General features: G+C 66.3%; 10 protein-coding genes and 1 tRNA gene. 2 read left to right on the forward strand and 9 right to left on the reverse strand.

Annotated features, from left to right (window positions below):
* Window positions 1-9 precede the first annotated feature (9 nt).
* The 3 genes from ACMGDM_RS10010 to ACMGDM_RS10020 form a co-directional block, all read right to left on the reverse strand.
* Window positions 10-1392 carry a methyl-accepting chemotaxis protein gene (locus ACMGDM_RS10010; protein ID WP_436803987.1) on the reverse strand — a complete coding sequence of 461 codons (1383 nt, stop codon included), beginning with the start codon at window positions 1390-1392 and terminating at the stop codon, window positions 10-12.
* 209 nt (window positions 1393-1601) lie between these two features.
* Window positions 1602-3383, reverse strand: coding sequence for a M14 family metallopeptidase (locus ACMGDM_RS10015; protein ID WP_436803988.1), 1782 nt, complete (start codon window positions 3381-3383; stop codon window positions 1602-1604).
* Window positions 3384-3567: 184 nt separating this feature from the next.
* The gene (locus tag ACMGDM_RS10020) at window positions 3568-4038 is read right to left on the reverse strand and encodes a Fur family transcriptional regulator (RefSeq protein ID WP_436803989.1); all 471 of its coding nucleotides are present in this window, start codon (window positions 4036-4038) and stop codon (window positions 3568-3570) included.
* Window positions 4039-4172: 134 nt separating this feature from the next.
* On the opposite strand from ACMGDM_RS10020, the gene ACMGDM_RS10025 reads away from it, so the two are divergent.
* Window positions 4173-6365, forward strand: coding sequence for a TonB-dependent receptor (locus tag ACMGDM_RS10025; protein WP_436803990.1), 2193 nt, complete (start codon window positions 4173-4175; stop codon window positions 6363-6365).
* 94 nt (window positions 6366-6459) lie between these two features.
* Here ACMGDM_RS10025 and ACMGDM_RS10030 read toward each other — a convergent pair whose 3' ends face one another.
* From ACMGDM_RS10030 to ACMGDM_RS10045, 4 genes are all read right to left on the reverse strand, one after another.
* Window positions 6460-7776, reverse strand: coding sequence for a DUF3526 domain-containing protein (locus ACMGDM_RS10030; protein WP_436803991.1), 1317 nt, complete (start codon window positions 7774-7776; stop codon window positions 6460-6462).
* Window positions 7773-9212: an ABC transporter permease gene (locus ACMGDM_RS10035; protein ID WP_436803992.1), complete on the reverse strand. Its 1440-nt coding sequence runs from the start codon at window positions 9210-9212 to the stop codon at window positions 7773-7775. The genes ACMGDM_RS10030 and ACMGDM_RS10035 overlap by 4 nt, the downstream gene beginning before the upstream one ends.
* Window positions 9209-9949 (reverse strand): ABC transporter ATP-binding protein, encoded by a 741-nt coding sequence (locus ACMGDM_RS10040; RefSeq protein ID WP_436803993.1) that lies wholly within the window; start codon window positions 9947-9949, stop codon window positions 9209-9211. The genes ACMGDM_RS10035 and ACMGDM_RS10040 overlap by 4 nt, the downstream gene beginning before the upstream one ends.
* A gap of 67 nt (window positions 9950-10016) precedes the next feature.
* Window positions 10017-12050: a TonB-dependent siderophore receptor gene (locus ACMGDM_RS10045; RefSeq protein ID WP_436803994.1), complete on the reverse strand. Its 2034-nt coding sequence runs from the start codon at window positions 12048-12050 to the stop codon at window positions 10017-10019.
* Between the two features lie 328 nt (window positions 12051-12378).
* Between ACMGDM_RS10045 and ACMGDM_RS10050 the strand changes: the two genes are divergently transcribed.
* A complete protein-coding gene (locus ACMGDM_RS10050) occupies window positions 12379-13089 on the forward strand; it encodes a ZIP family metal transporter (protein WP_436803995.1) in 711 nt (236 codons plus the stop codon).
* Between the two features lie 77 nt (window positions 13090-13166).
* Here ACMGDM_RS10050 and ACMGDM_RS10055 read toward each other — a convergent pair.
* Window positions 13167-13242 (reverse strand) — tRNA-Glu (locus ACMGDM_RS10055).
* Between the two features lie 113 nt (window positions 13243-13355).
* Entirely contained in the window at window positions 13356-14726 is a 1371-nt protein-coding gene (locus ACMGDM_RS10060) for a class II 3-deoxy-7-phosphoheptulonate synthase (RefSeq protein ID WP_436803996.1), read from the reverse strand.
* Window positions 14727-14749: the final 23 nt, after the last annotated feature.

Here is a 14749-nt window from a genome sequence, read left to right on the forward strand (position 1 = left end):
CGGTGATCGTCACCCCTGATTCTCGTACGCGAGCTGCAGCACGCCCCAGTGTGCGCCGTCGACGCTGATCGACGCGATCACCTGCTTGAGCAGCACCACCCCGCCGCCGGCGAGCGGGCGGCGGTAGGCTTTCAGGCAGAAAGGCTTGGTGATCTTCACCTGCACAGCGGTTTCGGGCAGGTGGAAGAACACGCCCGCGCGCGAATGCTCGCTGTTCCATGCGGGGTCGCCACGACGCTGCGGCTGCGAGCGCTCGGGCATCGCGACCGCACCGAAACAGTTGCGGTCGGTGAAGCTCATGCCGAAGAAACCGGCCAAGCCGCGTGCGGCCTCCTGGTGCGGGCGCGCCAGGGCGGTGATCAGCGCCATCGCCGGATGGGTGAACAGCGCCGGGTCGGTATCCGGCACGGGTTCGTAGCGCTCGCTCAGAATTGCCTCGCGGCTCAGCTCGCCGTTCGCGACCGCGCGGGCGAGTCCGGCCGAAACCTGTCGCGCGGCGTCCAGGGCGAAGCGGATGTAAGGACGGTCGGGCATTTCCGCATCGCTCTCGGCAAGACGCTGGAGAAGGTCGTTGGTGTCGTCGCTGACGCTGGTGACCCGATCGGACAGGCGCCGCAGCCCCTCCGCATTGTCGGACGAGGTGCGCGCCAGCTCGCCAAGACCACCCTCGACTTCGCCGACCGCGCGCACCATCGAGCCGACGCGGTCGGCGACACCGTCGCTTGAGCGCGTGAGACCGTCCATGAGGCCGCGCAGGCGTGCGACCAGAGCGTCGATGTCCTTGGTTCCGCGATGCGCCGAGCGCGCGGTGGCGACGCCGCTGTCGACGCGGCCCAGCATCGCGTCGGCCTGCGCCGTCAGCGTATCGATCGAGCCGGTGATGCGCGCGGTGGCGACCGCGGTCTCCGAGGCGAGCTTCTTCACCTCGCCGGCGACCACCGCGAAGCCGCGTCCGGCCTCGCCCGCGCGCGCGGCCTCGATCGTGGCATTGAGCGCGAGCAGGTTGGTCTGTTTTGCAATCGCATCGATCGACGCGGTGACGCGCGCCACGTCCTCCAGCGCCGAGGTGAATCCACCGATGCTCTCGTGGATGCGGCTGACCTGCGTGATCAGTTCGACCACGTCGCTGGTCGCCGCCGCGATCTGGATATGCGAGTCGGCCAGCACGGCATGGGCGCCCTGCGTATGTTCACGGGCGCTGCGGGCCGCGGTGGCGACCTCGTCGACGTCGCCGGCGAGGCGACTTGTCTGCTGACCGATCTGCTCGATCGTGCCGGCCTGCGCGGTGACCCGCGTCGACAGCTCGGCGATATCGGCCTGGAGGCCAAGTGTGCGCAGCCCTAATTCGCCCGATCGGCGGGCCGCCTCGGCAATCGTCTGATCGAGCGTCAACGCCCCGCTCCTCCTGTTCCCGCTCCTCGCTAACGGCTTGTGGTTAAGGACTTTCTACCATCGCGGTGAAGCCGGCGGGGTTTGGGCGCGCGCCCTATGAGCTCCTGCTTGGCTGCCGGGCTATCGCCTCCTTCGCTGGTGCCGTTCCATCCGAACGGGTGAAGGAGTGAGCCTGGTCGACCATCTGCCGCAGCCACGATCGCAGGCGTTCACTCCGCCACCTCGCGCGCGATCGGGTATCGAAGCGGATAAGGATGTCCCGGACCGGCCTGAGCATAGAGCCATGCCAGACGTTCCTCGGGATCGGCCGCGAAGGCTGGCTCCGCGCGGAGCTTGGCGCGAAACCTCGCTTTGAGCGTCGGGTCAGACGCGAGCATCCGGTCGCCGAGCGCCGCCAGGATGAACGCGTCGGTGCTCGGAGCGGACGACAGCATCTCCGGGAAAAACCCCCAGGCGAGAAACGAATCCTGGCTCTCCGGCTCCAGCAGCGCCGCCGCCAACAGCCCCAGCGGCTGATCGGCGGGAACCCGCACGCTACGCGCCGGCATGACCTCATCGGCGGGCTCATGCACGAAGCGCGCCGTGATCGGGTAACGTCCCTCGCTCGGCTGCAGGATCTTCGGATCAACGAGGCGAACGCGGTCGAGCGTCAGGCGGCGGGGCGCCTGGATCGTCTCGAAGCTGATGCCATGCACCCGCAATCGATCGATCACCTCGGCCTGCGCTGCCGGTATCCACCAGGCCCGCGGAAGGCGGACCGTCTCCGTGGCTTGCTGTCCGATGATCGGCATGCGGAACGTGACCGGGCGGCCGAGCCATCGCTGCTCCGTCCGGCCGGACGCCGGCGACAAATAGGTGTCGAATGCCACGCCCTTGAACTGCTCGACCCATCCGATCGGTCGCGGTGCGGGCGCCCAGCGGGTGAGAAGCGTGCGTGGGCGGCTGGCGCGATCCTGCGCCTTCGCGGCGGTGATGCGGGCGGCATCGCCTGCGGCGACCTTCAGCGCCGCTTCCAGCAGCACATAGGTGCCGAGCACGCGCTGACGATAGGGTTTGAGCATGTGGTTCTCGACCAGCACGGTCGGTACGCTGATGAAGTCGCCATAGCCGGTTGAATAGCGCGGACCTTCCGGGCTCTGACGAATGCCCTTGGTCGGTTCGCGCGTATCGACCGGGCTGGGATAAAGGGTTGGCAGATGCCCCGCCTCGGTGAGCGCGCGAGAGACCGACGGACCGAAACGGCTTTCCAACCAGGTCGCGGTGGCACGGTGCCGCGCATAAATCCCCCACCCGGCGTAAGTGAAGGTAATGTCATACTGCATGTCGAAGCCTTCGCTGACATGACAATCAATATAGAGGATCGGATCGAGCGACCTGATCAAGCCGATCATCGCCCGCGATTCCGGCGCATCGACCTTCGCGTAATCACGGTTCAGGTCGATGTTGCGGGCGTTGGCGTCGCGCCCCTTTTCCGCGGGGCCGCGCAGATGCACGAAATTATACGCGCTCATCTGCTCGTGCCCATCGATGTTGTAGATCGGCACGAAAACCAGATCGACCTCGTTGAGGAGGTCGGCCTTGCCACGCATCGCGATGTCGCGCAGCAGCATCAGCCCCGCGTCCTTGCCATCGATCTCACCCGAATGGATGCCGCCCTGAACGAGAACGACGGGCTTACCGGCGCCGCCCTTGCTCGCTCGGACGTAGATCATGTCCCGCCCCTCGGCCGTGCGGCCAAACGTCTTCACGCTGATCAGCGAGGATGCGGCGGCGAGGCGCTCCAACCATCGCCGGACGTCGGCATAGCGCGGGGTCGTCCTGAACTCCGATGATTCTGCCGGCGTGATCCAGGGATCGTTCGATGTGGCGATCAGTGCTTCGCTCTTGCCTGACCACGGCAGGGCAGGGGGGAGAGGGGCGGGGCCTTGTGCCTGGATCGGCGTAGCGACCAGCGTGAGGGCAAGGGCAAGCGGAGTTGCGCGTGACGACAAGAGTGACTTCCCGAAGTAGTTGGGATCGATCGGGTGAGCCTCAAGAAGGCGATACGATCCGTGGCCGCGCCTTGCAGAACGATCACCATCAATCGTCTTTTCGCTGCCGGCGCAGCAGGCGCCTACCTATGAGACGTTGCAACATGCCGCAAGCCGGACACGCCGATGTCGGCCTTCCCGCCGCTCAGTTGCTCCGCGCGCACCGCTTGCAGATTCCATGCACCTCGAGAACGGGGCGGCGGGCAGTGAATCCGGAGACGGACGCAGCATGGCGGACGCCCTCCGCTGCATCCTCATCGTCCACGTGCTGTGTATCGCCACACTCGCCGCAGATGAGAAAGATGCAGTCGTGCCGGCAGCCCGGGTGGGCGTTCGCTACATAAGCGTTCACGCTCTCGATACGCTGCGCGACGTTCGCTGCGACGAAAAGGTCCAGGATGCGGTAAACGCTGTTCGCGGCGATCCGACGCCCCTCCGTCTTCGAGAGCGCCTCGGCAATGTCGTACGCCGATGCCGGCTTGTCGAAGCTCGTCAGCGCAATAAAGACCTTCTCGCGCATGGACGTCCATTGCTGGCCTGCGCTCTCCGTCGCGCCGGCGGCCGCAGTCAATAAGGCGTCGCCGCTAAGGTCCTCATGCTGGTGCGTGATAGCCATGCACCTCATGTATTCACCACCGTCGCCGTCCGCAATCGTCGCGCGGGGCACATAGCAATATATCGTCACACAGGGGTTGATATAACGGTACATCGCGCATACCGGCGGGCGGACAGGGGATCGGGGAATCGAGAATGAAGATGGCACTAAAAACGTCCGCCAGCATTGCCGCGCTCGTGCTTGCTACGCCAGTGATGGCCCAGTCGGGCGCAGGCGGCACCGGCGCGACCATCATGGACCAGGGCGGCAGCGCAGCGGGCGTCAGCACGTCGGTCCGGCAAGCTGCCGTCGGCCGTGATGTGATCGTCACCGCGCCGGTGCAACGCAGCGAGCGCGATGTTCTACAGGGCACGTCCGTGCTGACCGGCGAGGCGCTGACGCGGGACTTGCGCCCGACAATCGGCGAAACGCTGTCTCGGCTTCCGGGTGTGTCGGCGACGTCATTTGGCCCAAGTGCGTCGCGCCCGATCCTGCGCGGCTTCCAGGGCGAGCGCATCCGGGTTCTCACCGATGGCATCGGCTCGATCGACGTCAGCAACACCTCGGTGGATCACGCCGTCATCCTCGACCCGCTGCTCGCCGAGCGCGTCGAGGTGCTGCGCGGCCCCAGCGCCTTGCTGTTCGGCTCATCGGCGGTCGGCGGCGTCGTCAACGTCATCGACTTGCGGATTCCTCGCAGCGTGCCCGAAAACGGCTACCGGCTGAACGGCATCGCCACCTATGGGTCCGCCGCGAACGAGCGATCGGGCGAGATGGCGGGTGACGTTGCGGTCGGGCAGCACCTCGTGCTCCATGCCGACGGGTCGTACCTCAAGACCGACAATCTGCGCATCGGCGGTTACGCGCTGTCGCCGACGGCGCGCGCGGCGGCGCTCAGCCAGGTGGGCCTGCCGCAGGACACCGACGAGCCGATCGACTTCGCCGCGAGTGCCGCGATCCGCAACCGGCTGCCGAACAGCTTCTCCGAAACCTGGACGGCGGGCGTCGGCGCCAGCATCATCACCGACACCGGGCAGCTCGGCGTCAGCTACAGCCACTACGACAGCTTCTACGGCATTCCGATCCGTTACGCGACCGAGGTGGGCCAGGAGCAGGAGGCGCCGCGGCTCGATGTCGTACAGAACCGCGTCGATCTGCGCGGTGAGGTAGAAACGGGAGGCGGCTTCCTCGATCGCATCCGCATCCGCGCCGGCCACGCGACCTATCGCCACTTCGAGCTGGAAGAGGACGGTAGCGTCGGCACCGCATTCTACAACAATGGGTTGGAGGGGCGGCTCGAGCTCGTACAAGCGCGCAAGGGGGCGTGGTCCGGCGCTTCCGGCATTCAATATTTCAACCGCCAGTTCAACGTGGTCGGGGACGAAGCTTTCCTGCCGCGTAACGAGACCAACCAGACCGGCGTGTTCACGCTGCAGCAGCTCGATTTCGGCGCGCTGAAGGCGGAGGCCGGCGCGCGGTACGAGTGGAGCGATCTTACCGCAAAGAATGACGCCGACCAGCGCTTCTTCGCCGGTCGCCGCAACTATGGCGCCTTCTCCGGCTCGCTGGGTGCCTCGTACGGCGTCTCCGACGCGATCCGTGTGGGTCTGAATGGCTCCTACACCGAGCGCGCCCCGTCCGCCGAGGAGCTGTTCGCGAACGGCGGCCATGCCGGTACTCAAGCCTATGAGCTGGGCAGCGCCGACTTCCGGCTCGAGCGGAGCTGGGGTATCGAGGCCACGCTTCACGCGCATACGGAGCGGGTGAGCTTCGATGCGTCAGCCTATTACAACTGGTTCTCCAACTACATTTCCGAAAACCAGACCGACCAGTCGGTATGCCAGGCCGCCGCGGTTCGCTTCGGCGCGGTCGATCGCGAGGTTGATCTGCCGTGCTTCCAATACCAGCAGGCCGATGCGCGCTACTACGGCTTCGAGGCCGATCTCTCCGCCAACCTCTTCACCGTTGGAACGACCAAGATCAACGCCGATGTGCTCGGCGACTATGTACACGCCAATATTGTCGACCAGGGGCCGGTGCCGCGCATTCCTGCACCGCGCGTCCTCGGCGGGCTCGAGGCGCAGGGAGAGATGTTCACCGCACGTGCGGAGGTGGAGCACGTCTTCGATCAGAACCGCACCGCTGCGTTCGAGACGCGGACAGACGATTACACGATGGTCAACGCCAGCGTCAGCCTCTCGCCATTCGGTCGGGACAGCAAGACTCAGCTTGTCCTGAGCGCGAACAACATCTTTGATGTGACGGCGCGTCGAGCTGCCAGCTTCCTGAAGGACTTCGCGCCTCTTGCCGGCCGCGACATGCGTGCCACACTACGCTTCGGCTTTTAATTGACGGAACGCCGCCCGCTGAACGGATGTTCACGGGCGGCGTCGACTTCAATCTACGGGCGTGGAGGGCTGAAGCTTCAGTCGATCGCGAGCTTCAGGACCGGCCATTGCCCCGGCAGCACGGCGCGACGAAGCGCGCGGCAACGCCTTTGGGCGTCATCACATTCTCGAACTTGGGAGAGAGGTCGAAGTCGGCCTTTCCGAACGGACGGTCGCGGAAGAGATAGCTGTAATAGAACTCGCGTAGCTGACGGTGGAAGCCTCTGATGCGATCCTGATAGGCGAGCTGAGCCTGAAGATCGGTTGCTGCGAGCCGTGTCAGCAGGATCTGCACGCCCACTGACGGCAGCGCCCAGCCGATCGCACGAGCCGCAGCGTCGCGTCGCTCTAGCCCCGCTCGATACGCCTGAACCTTATCTGCGACACTATCGTCGCCCACCTGGTGGAAGGCGAAATACCATTTGTAGTGGAATGCTGTTCCGAGCGGCGGCGAGTTGGCCCAGCGCGGATGGCGCGCGTAGAACCGCCTCATGGTCTCCTCGCGCGGTATGTCCCAGGCGTGATTGACGTGCTCTCGCTGGGCGAGTGCGATTTCGGCTCCCTCATGGACCGGAACCGCACGATTGATGGCCACATTCGCTAGAGTGGGTACGATCAGCACCAGGATGAGCCAGCAGGCGGCGAGCGCCGCCGCGTTCGCGACCGAGCTCCAGCGCAGCCTGCCAATCAGAGCGGCGAGGCCGATCCAGAAAGACAGATAAGCCGCGATGACGATCAACACGAGGAGGATTGGTCCGGCGGCGGCTCCGGACCAGGCCGCGGCGAGAGCGAACGGCAGGGCGAGCGTGAGCCAAAGGATCGCCAAGCGCAGCCATGTGCGACGCCATGTCAGCCCGGCGCCGCCGCGCGGCAGCGCCGCCAGCATACGCCAGCGGCCTGCCTCTCGCTCGCCTGACGTCAAATCGTGGAAGAGCGCAATGACGAAGAGGGGTGCCAGGAACACCAGCACGAAGACGAAGTCGAAGCGGCCGGGCAGCGCCAGCTCGGGATTGAACGTGTCGCCATCGTAGATTTGCGCCTCCAGCCCGAGCGCCCGGACGCGCAATATGTACGGTGACACGTCGCGCATGCCGATCGCCGCGAAGGCGAGCGGGGCTGGTGGATCCCAAGTAGGATGGAAGCTGTAGTAAGCCGCGCTGCCTGCGTCTCTGCTGCGATCGACATAGTCGGCCACCGCGGCGATATCCTCCGCCTGCGCCACGGGAATAGCCGCGATCGCCGCGCGTTGACGCGACATCTCCGCCGTCCCGGCGGCGAGCGCGGCTACAGTAAGCGCTGCGAGCAGCGCAAAGGCCACCAGCGTCAGCTTCGCGCGCAGCAGCAGCCGCGCCTCATGAAGCCACAGGTTCATCGCCGCTCTCCCAGGCGCCCGGCCGCCACGAACAGGGCGCCGCCGGCAGCCGCGAGCCAGGCGAGCATCACCGCGAGGCCGTGCAGGGCGCCGGTCGCCAGGGCCTGCCCCGTCGGCGGGCGATAGTGGAAGTTGGGCAGCCGGCGCCAATGGCTTCCGGCGACGCGCTTGCGCCGATCGGCGCCCGCGTCCTCGGCGACGTCGTCGGCGTAGCTGACCGCCTCGGCCTCCATCCGGTTGAGCCGCTGCACGAGGTCGTAGCGGTACGCCTCCGCCTGCTCGAGGAAGCGGCGATGGCCGGCGAAATCGGTGCCGGCCGCAGCCATGGAGAGCGATCGAAGCGCAATCGCCGGGCTCAGCACGCCAACAGCGGCGACAAGCTTATTCTGCTGTTGCTGCGCTGCATAGCTAGCGTCGGCGTAGCGATCGAACAGCGCCGACGTGAGCCGTTCGCCCTCCACCGCCAGCAATCCCTTGTAGTTGACGGGGAGATCCTCGATCCGCAGCACTCCGTAGCGTGCCAGGACGGAGCGCTTGAACGCGGCGAAATGTGCGTCGTCGGGATTATGGCTGTCACCCAACCGACGCAGGTCGCGCGCGATGGCGACGTCGGTTTGCAGTCGATTGCTCAGGGGGACAGAGGCGCTCGCCATGTCCGGAGCCACGCGCGGGAGAAGCACCACGGACACCGTCCACAGCGCCACGAGCGCCAGCAAGGCGTCTCGGGTGTGGCGCGCAAGTGCCGACACCAGCACGATCAGCACAACCCAGAGGCAAAGATAAGCAGCATAGCCCGTCGCCACGACGAGCATCGGGAGCGCCATGGCACCCGGCTGCGCCGCAATGGCGACGAAGCCGATCATCGCCGGCAGGCCCGCTGCCAGCGCGACGGCGCCGAGCGCCAGGAGCTTGCCTGCCACCAATCGCGACCGGCTGACGCCTTGCAGGAACAGCAGGCGGAGCGTGCCGCGCTCGGTCTCGCGCGCGAGCGCTCCATAACCGAGGAAAATGAGCAGAAGCGGGGCGACCGCCTGGAGCACGTAAGCCGGTGTCAGCTGACCGAAGCGGACCAGCACCGAGCTCTGCCGCACGTCGCCGAAATTGGCCGTGTTCTGGCGATGCCCCTCAAGGAACATGCTGCTGCCGGTGAAAGCGTCGACGCCCGGCTCGAAGGCTGCAAGCGGTCCGAGCGGACGGAAGATGAAGTGGCCGTAATGTACCACGCGGTGCGGGTGGCGATCAGGCTGTGCGTCGAAGGCGTGCTCCGCTTCGTGCTGGTGACGGAGGCGCAGGTCCATGTTCGCGCGGTGGTGCGACCACGAACTGAGCGTGGCGACGAGCGACAGCAACACCAATAGCACGACCGCGACCACCGCGACCCGGTTGCGACGCATCAGGCGCAACTCATCGCGGGTGACGAGGGACAGCACGCTCATGCCGCGTCGCGCTCGCCGGCCACAGCGAAGCGGGCGTGCAACGCGCGCACGTCGAACCGCTCCGTTCCAGTCGCGGCGACCTCCTGAACGATCCTGCCGCCCTCGAGAAAGCCGATACGATCGGCCACGTCGGCAGCGGATAGCAGATCGTGCGTCACCATCAGCACCGCGGTGCCGCGATCGCGCACCTCGACCAGCAGATTGTTGAAGTCAGCTGTCGCACGCGGATCGAGCCCGGAAGTCGGCTCATCCAGCAAGAGGACGGGTACCTCGCGCAGCAGCGCCACGGCTATCGCGACCTTCTGCCGCATGCCCTTGGAGAAGCCGCCAAGCCGCTGGTCCCACGCGTGGCGCTGCAACCCTGCGGCAGAAAGCGCCGACGTGATCGCGGCCCGGCCATGCCGCTCGTCCGCCAGGGCGAGCAGATAGTCGGCGTTCTCGACGGCGGTCAGATGCTCGTAAAGCGCGACATTCTCGGGCAGATAAGCGACACGCCGCCGCACGGCATCAGGCGCCGCGCCCGGATCGATGCCGTCGACCATGATCGTGCCCGAGCGGGCTCGCGCGAACCCCAGCAGCGCCGACAACGTGGTGGACTTGCCCGCGCCATTGCCGCCGAGAAGCGCCGTGATGCTGCGCGCCGGCACGCTGAGCGACAGGCCGTCGAGGATCCGGCGTGATCCGTAGGCCAGCACAAGGTCTTCGATCACTATCCGGGCGGTGTCGTCGATCGGCATATCGCTGTTCCCATCTGGCATCGGCGTGTCACTCTCGGATGTTACATCATCTCGACGATGACGACAGTCATATGTCGAGCCGCAGCGACGCGCGCACGATGCGAGGTGCCCCCGGGAAGACCCAGAAACGGCTGTAGGAACTGGCGGCGTAATGGGCGTCGAACAGATTGTCTGCCTCAAGCCGGAAGCGCAGCCCGGTTGCGACGGGCGCCTCCAACGCTGCCTTGGCCTTCACATAGCCGGGGAGCACCAGCGGCGCGGCATCCAGCGAACCCGCGCGATCGCCGACATAGGCGAGCCCGCCGCTGAGCTGCCACTCGCCGGTCCCGACCGGCAGGCGGTGAACGACCAGCAGCGTGCCGGCATGTTCGGGTACGCCGAGCACCGCCGGCGTCGCGAAGCTGCTGTCGTCGTTTCGTGCATCGACCCAGCTGTAGTTGGCGACGACCTGCCAACGGCGACCAAGCCGCAGCGACACGTCCGCTTCCACACCGCGGCTGGTGAGTTCACCCACCGGCGCATTGAAGCCGGCGTCGAGCGGGTCGGTCGTGAGAATATTCGTCTTGGCGATGTCGAACCAGGTGACGCCGACGTCCACTCCAGCCCAGCGACCAGCGATGCCGATCTCGTAGCCGCGCGCCTCCTCGGGTGCGAACCCCTCGCCGGTGCGGCCCGTGCCCGAGTTGAGCAAGAAGGACTCACCCCAATTGGCGTGGACGGACACCTGGTCATCAACCGCGTAGCGCGCCCCCGCCCGAAATTTGACGGGCTCGTCGACGATACGCCCGACGCCGCCCGTGTTGTTGTTGACGATCTTCTGCCGGTAGGGATCGATCCTGGCGCCGCCGACCAGGGTGAGGCGATCGGTGAGGCTCCACATGTCCTGGACGTAGATCGTGCCCGCCCAGCGGCGCTCATCGTTGTTGGTGAAGGGCAAGAGCGGTGCTGCGACAGCGCCGTAGCTGGACGCCGGGTCGTAGAGGTCGACCGCGTAGGGCATTTCGGCCGTGGGATTGCGACGCATCCAGCGCTCGCCATAGGTCAGCCGATAGCCTTTCAGCCCGGCGCTCAGTTGGTGTCGCCCGATCTCCCCTGCGAGCTCGACCCGCGCCGACAGGTCGTCCACCGCAAAGTCACGCGAGCGTCGCTGGCGCCACACCCGGGTCCCGACGATACGAGATTGATCGGCGGAGAACCCCTTCAACGAGCCGGTCCGCCAGACGACGCCGCCGTTCAGCGTCCAGCCCGCGCCGAGCTGGGCTAGGCCGGTGAGCTGGTGCCGCTCGTTGCGGAAGAGGGTCAGGCCATTGGCGGGCTCGCCATAATAATTCGAGCGACTCACGGCGTTCGCATCATCGCCCACCGCCGGTACGCCGCGGTCGAACGGCGTATCGAACTGCATGAACTCGCTCAGGTAAGTCAGGCGCAGCGTATCGCTTGGCCGCCACGTCAAAGAGGGCGAGACAATGCGGCGGCGGAGCGTCACCGTATCGCGCCAGCCGTTGCTGTCCTCTGCCGCGACGACGATGCGAGCTGCCACATCGGTGGTGAGCGGTCCGGTGGCGTCCAGCTCCACCCGCCGTGTGTCGAAGGAGCCGTACAGCGCGGTCGCGCTGGCGCGCGGTGCGAAGCTCGGCACCTTGCTGACGATGTTGACGCGCCCGCCGGGATCGACGTCACCAAACACCGCCCCGGCGGGGCCTTTCAGCACTTCGATCCGCTCGACCGTCGCCGGGTCGCGCGGCGGCGCCATGCCGCGGTTGGCGACGAAGCCGTCGACGTAGAACTCCGCACCGCCGTCCGGCGTGCCCAGAAAGCCGCGGATCGCGAAATTGTCGAGGACGCCGCCGCGATTGTTCTGTTGGCTGAAGCCGCTCACCAGCTCCAGTGCATCGCTCAGTCGGTAGGTACCGGCAGCCTCAAGCACATCACGTTCGAGGGAGCGGCTCGACTGTGACATGCGCTCGGTGGCTGGATCCGAGGAGAGCGTCCGGTCGACGGTGCGTCGCGTGCCGAGGACGACGATGTCTGTCCGCTCTTCGTCCAGCTCCTGTGCCTCTGCGGCGACGGGGGCTGCGCCCAAGGCAAGAAGAAGCCCCATCGCAGACGAGCCACGGCGAGACGGAGTACGGATGGCGGTGCGAAGGACGAGGGACATGCAGGCTCCTGTCACGCGGGCGGCTTGCAGCCCAGCCCGCTACGGTATGTTGCAACATCCCATAATGAGCGTGCGCTACAAGGCAATATCGCTCGCTCTCGAGGTTGCCTGTGAACCCGCGTGCAGCGAGGCTAAGGGGTTAACGTTGTCGTGCCGCCGTGCGGTAGCGCGGCATCCGTGAGGCGAGTTGAAACGCGATGTATACTGGTCAGGGTGGACAGCGGCAGATGGGGCGAGCGCTTGGCGCGCCCAAGAGCAGCGGGCACCGTTGATGAGCGGCTGGCTTCTGCCGATCGCGTTCGGGATCGTTGCCAGCCTGACCACCCTGGCTGGTGGTCTGTTGGCGTTCCGACTAGCCGACAGGATGACGGCGGTTCTCGCGATCGCAGCGGGCGTCGTTCTCGGCGTGGCGTTCTTCGACCTTCTTCCCGAAGCGCTGAAGTTTGCCGAAGGCCATTATACGCACCGGACCACGATCGCCTTGTCCGCGCTGGGCTTCGGCGGGTATTTGTTGCTCAACCGCCTTCTCGCCACGGCGGAGGAGCGGATTCGCTGGCAAGCGCATCTCGGGCCGGCTAGCCTGACGTTGCACAGCTTCCTTGATGGGCTGCTCATGGGCATGGCCTTTCAGATCGCGCCCGAGATCGGCTGGGCCGTCGCTTTCGCGGTGCTGACCCACGATCTGGCCGACGGAGTCAACACGGTCAGTCTCGCCTTATCAATCTCGCATCGCGGCATGGCCGTACGCTGGCTCGTTGCAAATGGTCTGGCCCCGCTCGGCGGGGTCGTAGTCGGATTGCTCATACGGCTTGACGATGCGGTGTTTGCGCCGCTCCTGGCGATCTTTGCCGGTGTCTTCCTGTTTATCGGGGCCTGTGAGCTCATTCCGAGAAGCTTGGCTCGAGACGGTCGCCTGCGCACCACTTGGGCGGTCTTGGCCGGCATCGCGATGATGATGATCGCGACGATGTTGGCAGAATAAGGACGGCCCGTTAGTCCGCAATGGAAGAGCGACACCGCTGCGCTTTAGCAGAAGAGGCCGGCTTGAGCCTTCTTCGCTGGTGACCCCTACGGGACTCGAACCCGTGTTTTCGCCGTGAGAGGGCGACGTCCTAGACCGCTAGACGAAGGGGCCGTGCGCGGTGTGGAGGCGCGCTGTTAGGAGGCGCTGAACGTGTCGTCAAGCGACTTTCGCGGTGCAGCACTGGGGGCCTGTGCTTTTCTCGCATGACCCCGTCGCGCTGCCGGTCACGCCGCCTTGCGCCGCTCCGCCATCTCGGCGTTGAGCATCTCCGCCAGCAGGAAGGCCAGCTCGAGGCTCTGCCCGGCGTTGAGCCGCGGGTCGCAATGCGTGTGGTAGCGATCCGCCAGGCTCTGCTCGGTGACGTCGATCGCGCCGCCGGTGCATTCCGTCACATTCTGCCCGGTCATCTCGGCGTGAATGCCGCCCGCATGCGTCCCTTCGGCGCGATGGACCGCGAAGAAGCCGCGCACCTCGGCGAGGATACGGTCGAACGGACGGGTCTTGTAGCCGGTCGCTGCCTTCACGGTGTTGCCGTGCATGGGATCGCAACTCCACACCACCGGATGACCTTCGCGCGTCACCGCGCGCACCAGCCGCGGCAGATGCGCCTCGATCTTGTCATAGCCGTAGCGCGTGATCAGCGTCATCCGCCCGGGCACCCGGCCCGGGTTGAGCGTGTCGAGCATGCGCAGCAGCGCGTCGGGCTCAAGCGAGGGGCCACATTTTACGCCGATCGGATTGCCGATCCCGCGCAGGAACTCGACGTGCGCCGAGCCCTCGAAGCGTGTGCGATCACCAATCCAGAGGAAATGCGCCGAGGTGTCGTACCAATCGCCGGTCAGCGAATCCTGTCGTGCCAGCGCCTGCTCGAACTGGAGCAGCAACGCCTCGTGACTGGTGTAGAAGGTGGTCTGCGACAATTGCGGCACCGTGTCGGGGCTGATCCCGCAGGCCTCCATGAAGTCGAGCGCCTCGCCGATGCGATCGGCAGTTTCGGCATATTTCTTCGCCCAGGGGCTGCGGCCCATGAAGTCGTGCGTCCAGCGATGCACCTGGTGAAGGTTGGCATAGCCGCCCTGCGCGAAGGCGCGCAGCAGGTTGAGCGTCGCGGCGGACTGCGCATAGGCGCGCACCATCCGCTCGGGGTCGGGCAGCCGAGACTCCGGGGTGAACGCGATGTCGTTGACGTTGTCACCGCGATAGCTCGGCAACTCGACCCCGTCGATCACCTCGGTCGGCGCCGAGCGCGGCTTGGCGAACTGGCCTGCCATGCGGCCGACCTTCACCACCGGCAGCTTCGACGCGAAGGTGAGAACAACCGCCATCTGCAGGATGACGCGGAAGGTGTCGCGAATGTTGTTGGGGTGGAATTCGGCAAAGCTCTCCGCGCAGTCGCCGCCTTGCAACAGGAAGGCCTTGCCCTCCGCCACCTTGGCGAGATCGGCGGTGAGGTTGCGCGCCTCGCCGGCGAACACGAGCGGCGGGAAGGTGGCGAGGCGGCGGGTCGCTCCGTCGAGCGTGGCCGCGTCGGGATAGTCGGGAAGCTGGCGGGCCTCGGCCGTAGTCCAGCTATCGGGGGCCCATGACGTGGCCATCGGTCATCTTCCTTCCAATTCGT

Source organism: Sphingomonas larreae (genome assembly GCF_051400595.1).
GTDB lineage: Bacteria > Pseudomonadota > Alphaproteobacteria > Sphingomonadales > Sphingomonadaceae > Sphingomonas.

Coding starts and splice junctions, on each gene's coding strand:
- ACMGDM_RS10020 (WP_436803989.1), bottom strand. CDS start 4,038: ATGGCTATCACGCACCAGCATGAGGACCTTAGCGGCGACGCCTTATTG.
- ACMGDM_RS10025 (WP_436803990.1), top strand. CDS start 4,173: ATGAAGATGGCACTAAAAACGTCCGCCAGCATTGCCGCGCTCGTGCTT.
- ACMGDM_RS10030 (WP_436803991.1), bottom strand. CDS start 7,776: ATGAACCTGTGGCTTCATGAGGCGCGGCTGCTGCTGCGCGCGAAGCTG.
- ACMGDM_RS10035 (WP_436803992.1), bottom strand. CDS start 9,212: ATGAGCGTGCTGTCCCTCGTCACCCGCGATGAGTTGCGCCTGATGCGT.
- ACMGDM_RS10040 (WP_436803993.1), bottom strand. CDS start 9,949: ATGCCGATCGACGACACCGCCCGGATAGTGATCGAAGACCTTGTGCTG.
- ACMGDM_RS10045 (WP_436803994.1), bottom strand. CDS start 12,050: ATGGGGCTTCTTCTTGCCTTGGGCGCAGCCCCCGTCGCCGCAGAGGCA.
- ACMGDM_RS10050 (WP_436803995.1), top strand. CDS start 12,379: ATGAGCGGCTGGCTTCTGCCGATCGCGTTCGGGATCGTTGCCAGCCTG.
- ACMGDM_RS10060 (WP_436803996.1), bottom strand. CDS start 14,726: ATGGCCACGTCATGGGCCCCCGATAGCTGGACTACGGCCGAGGCCCGC.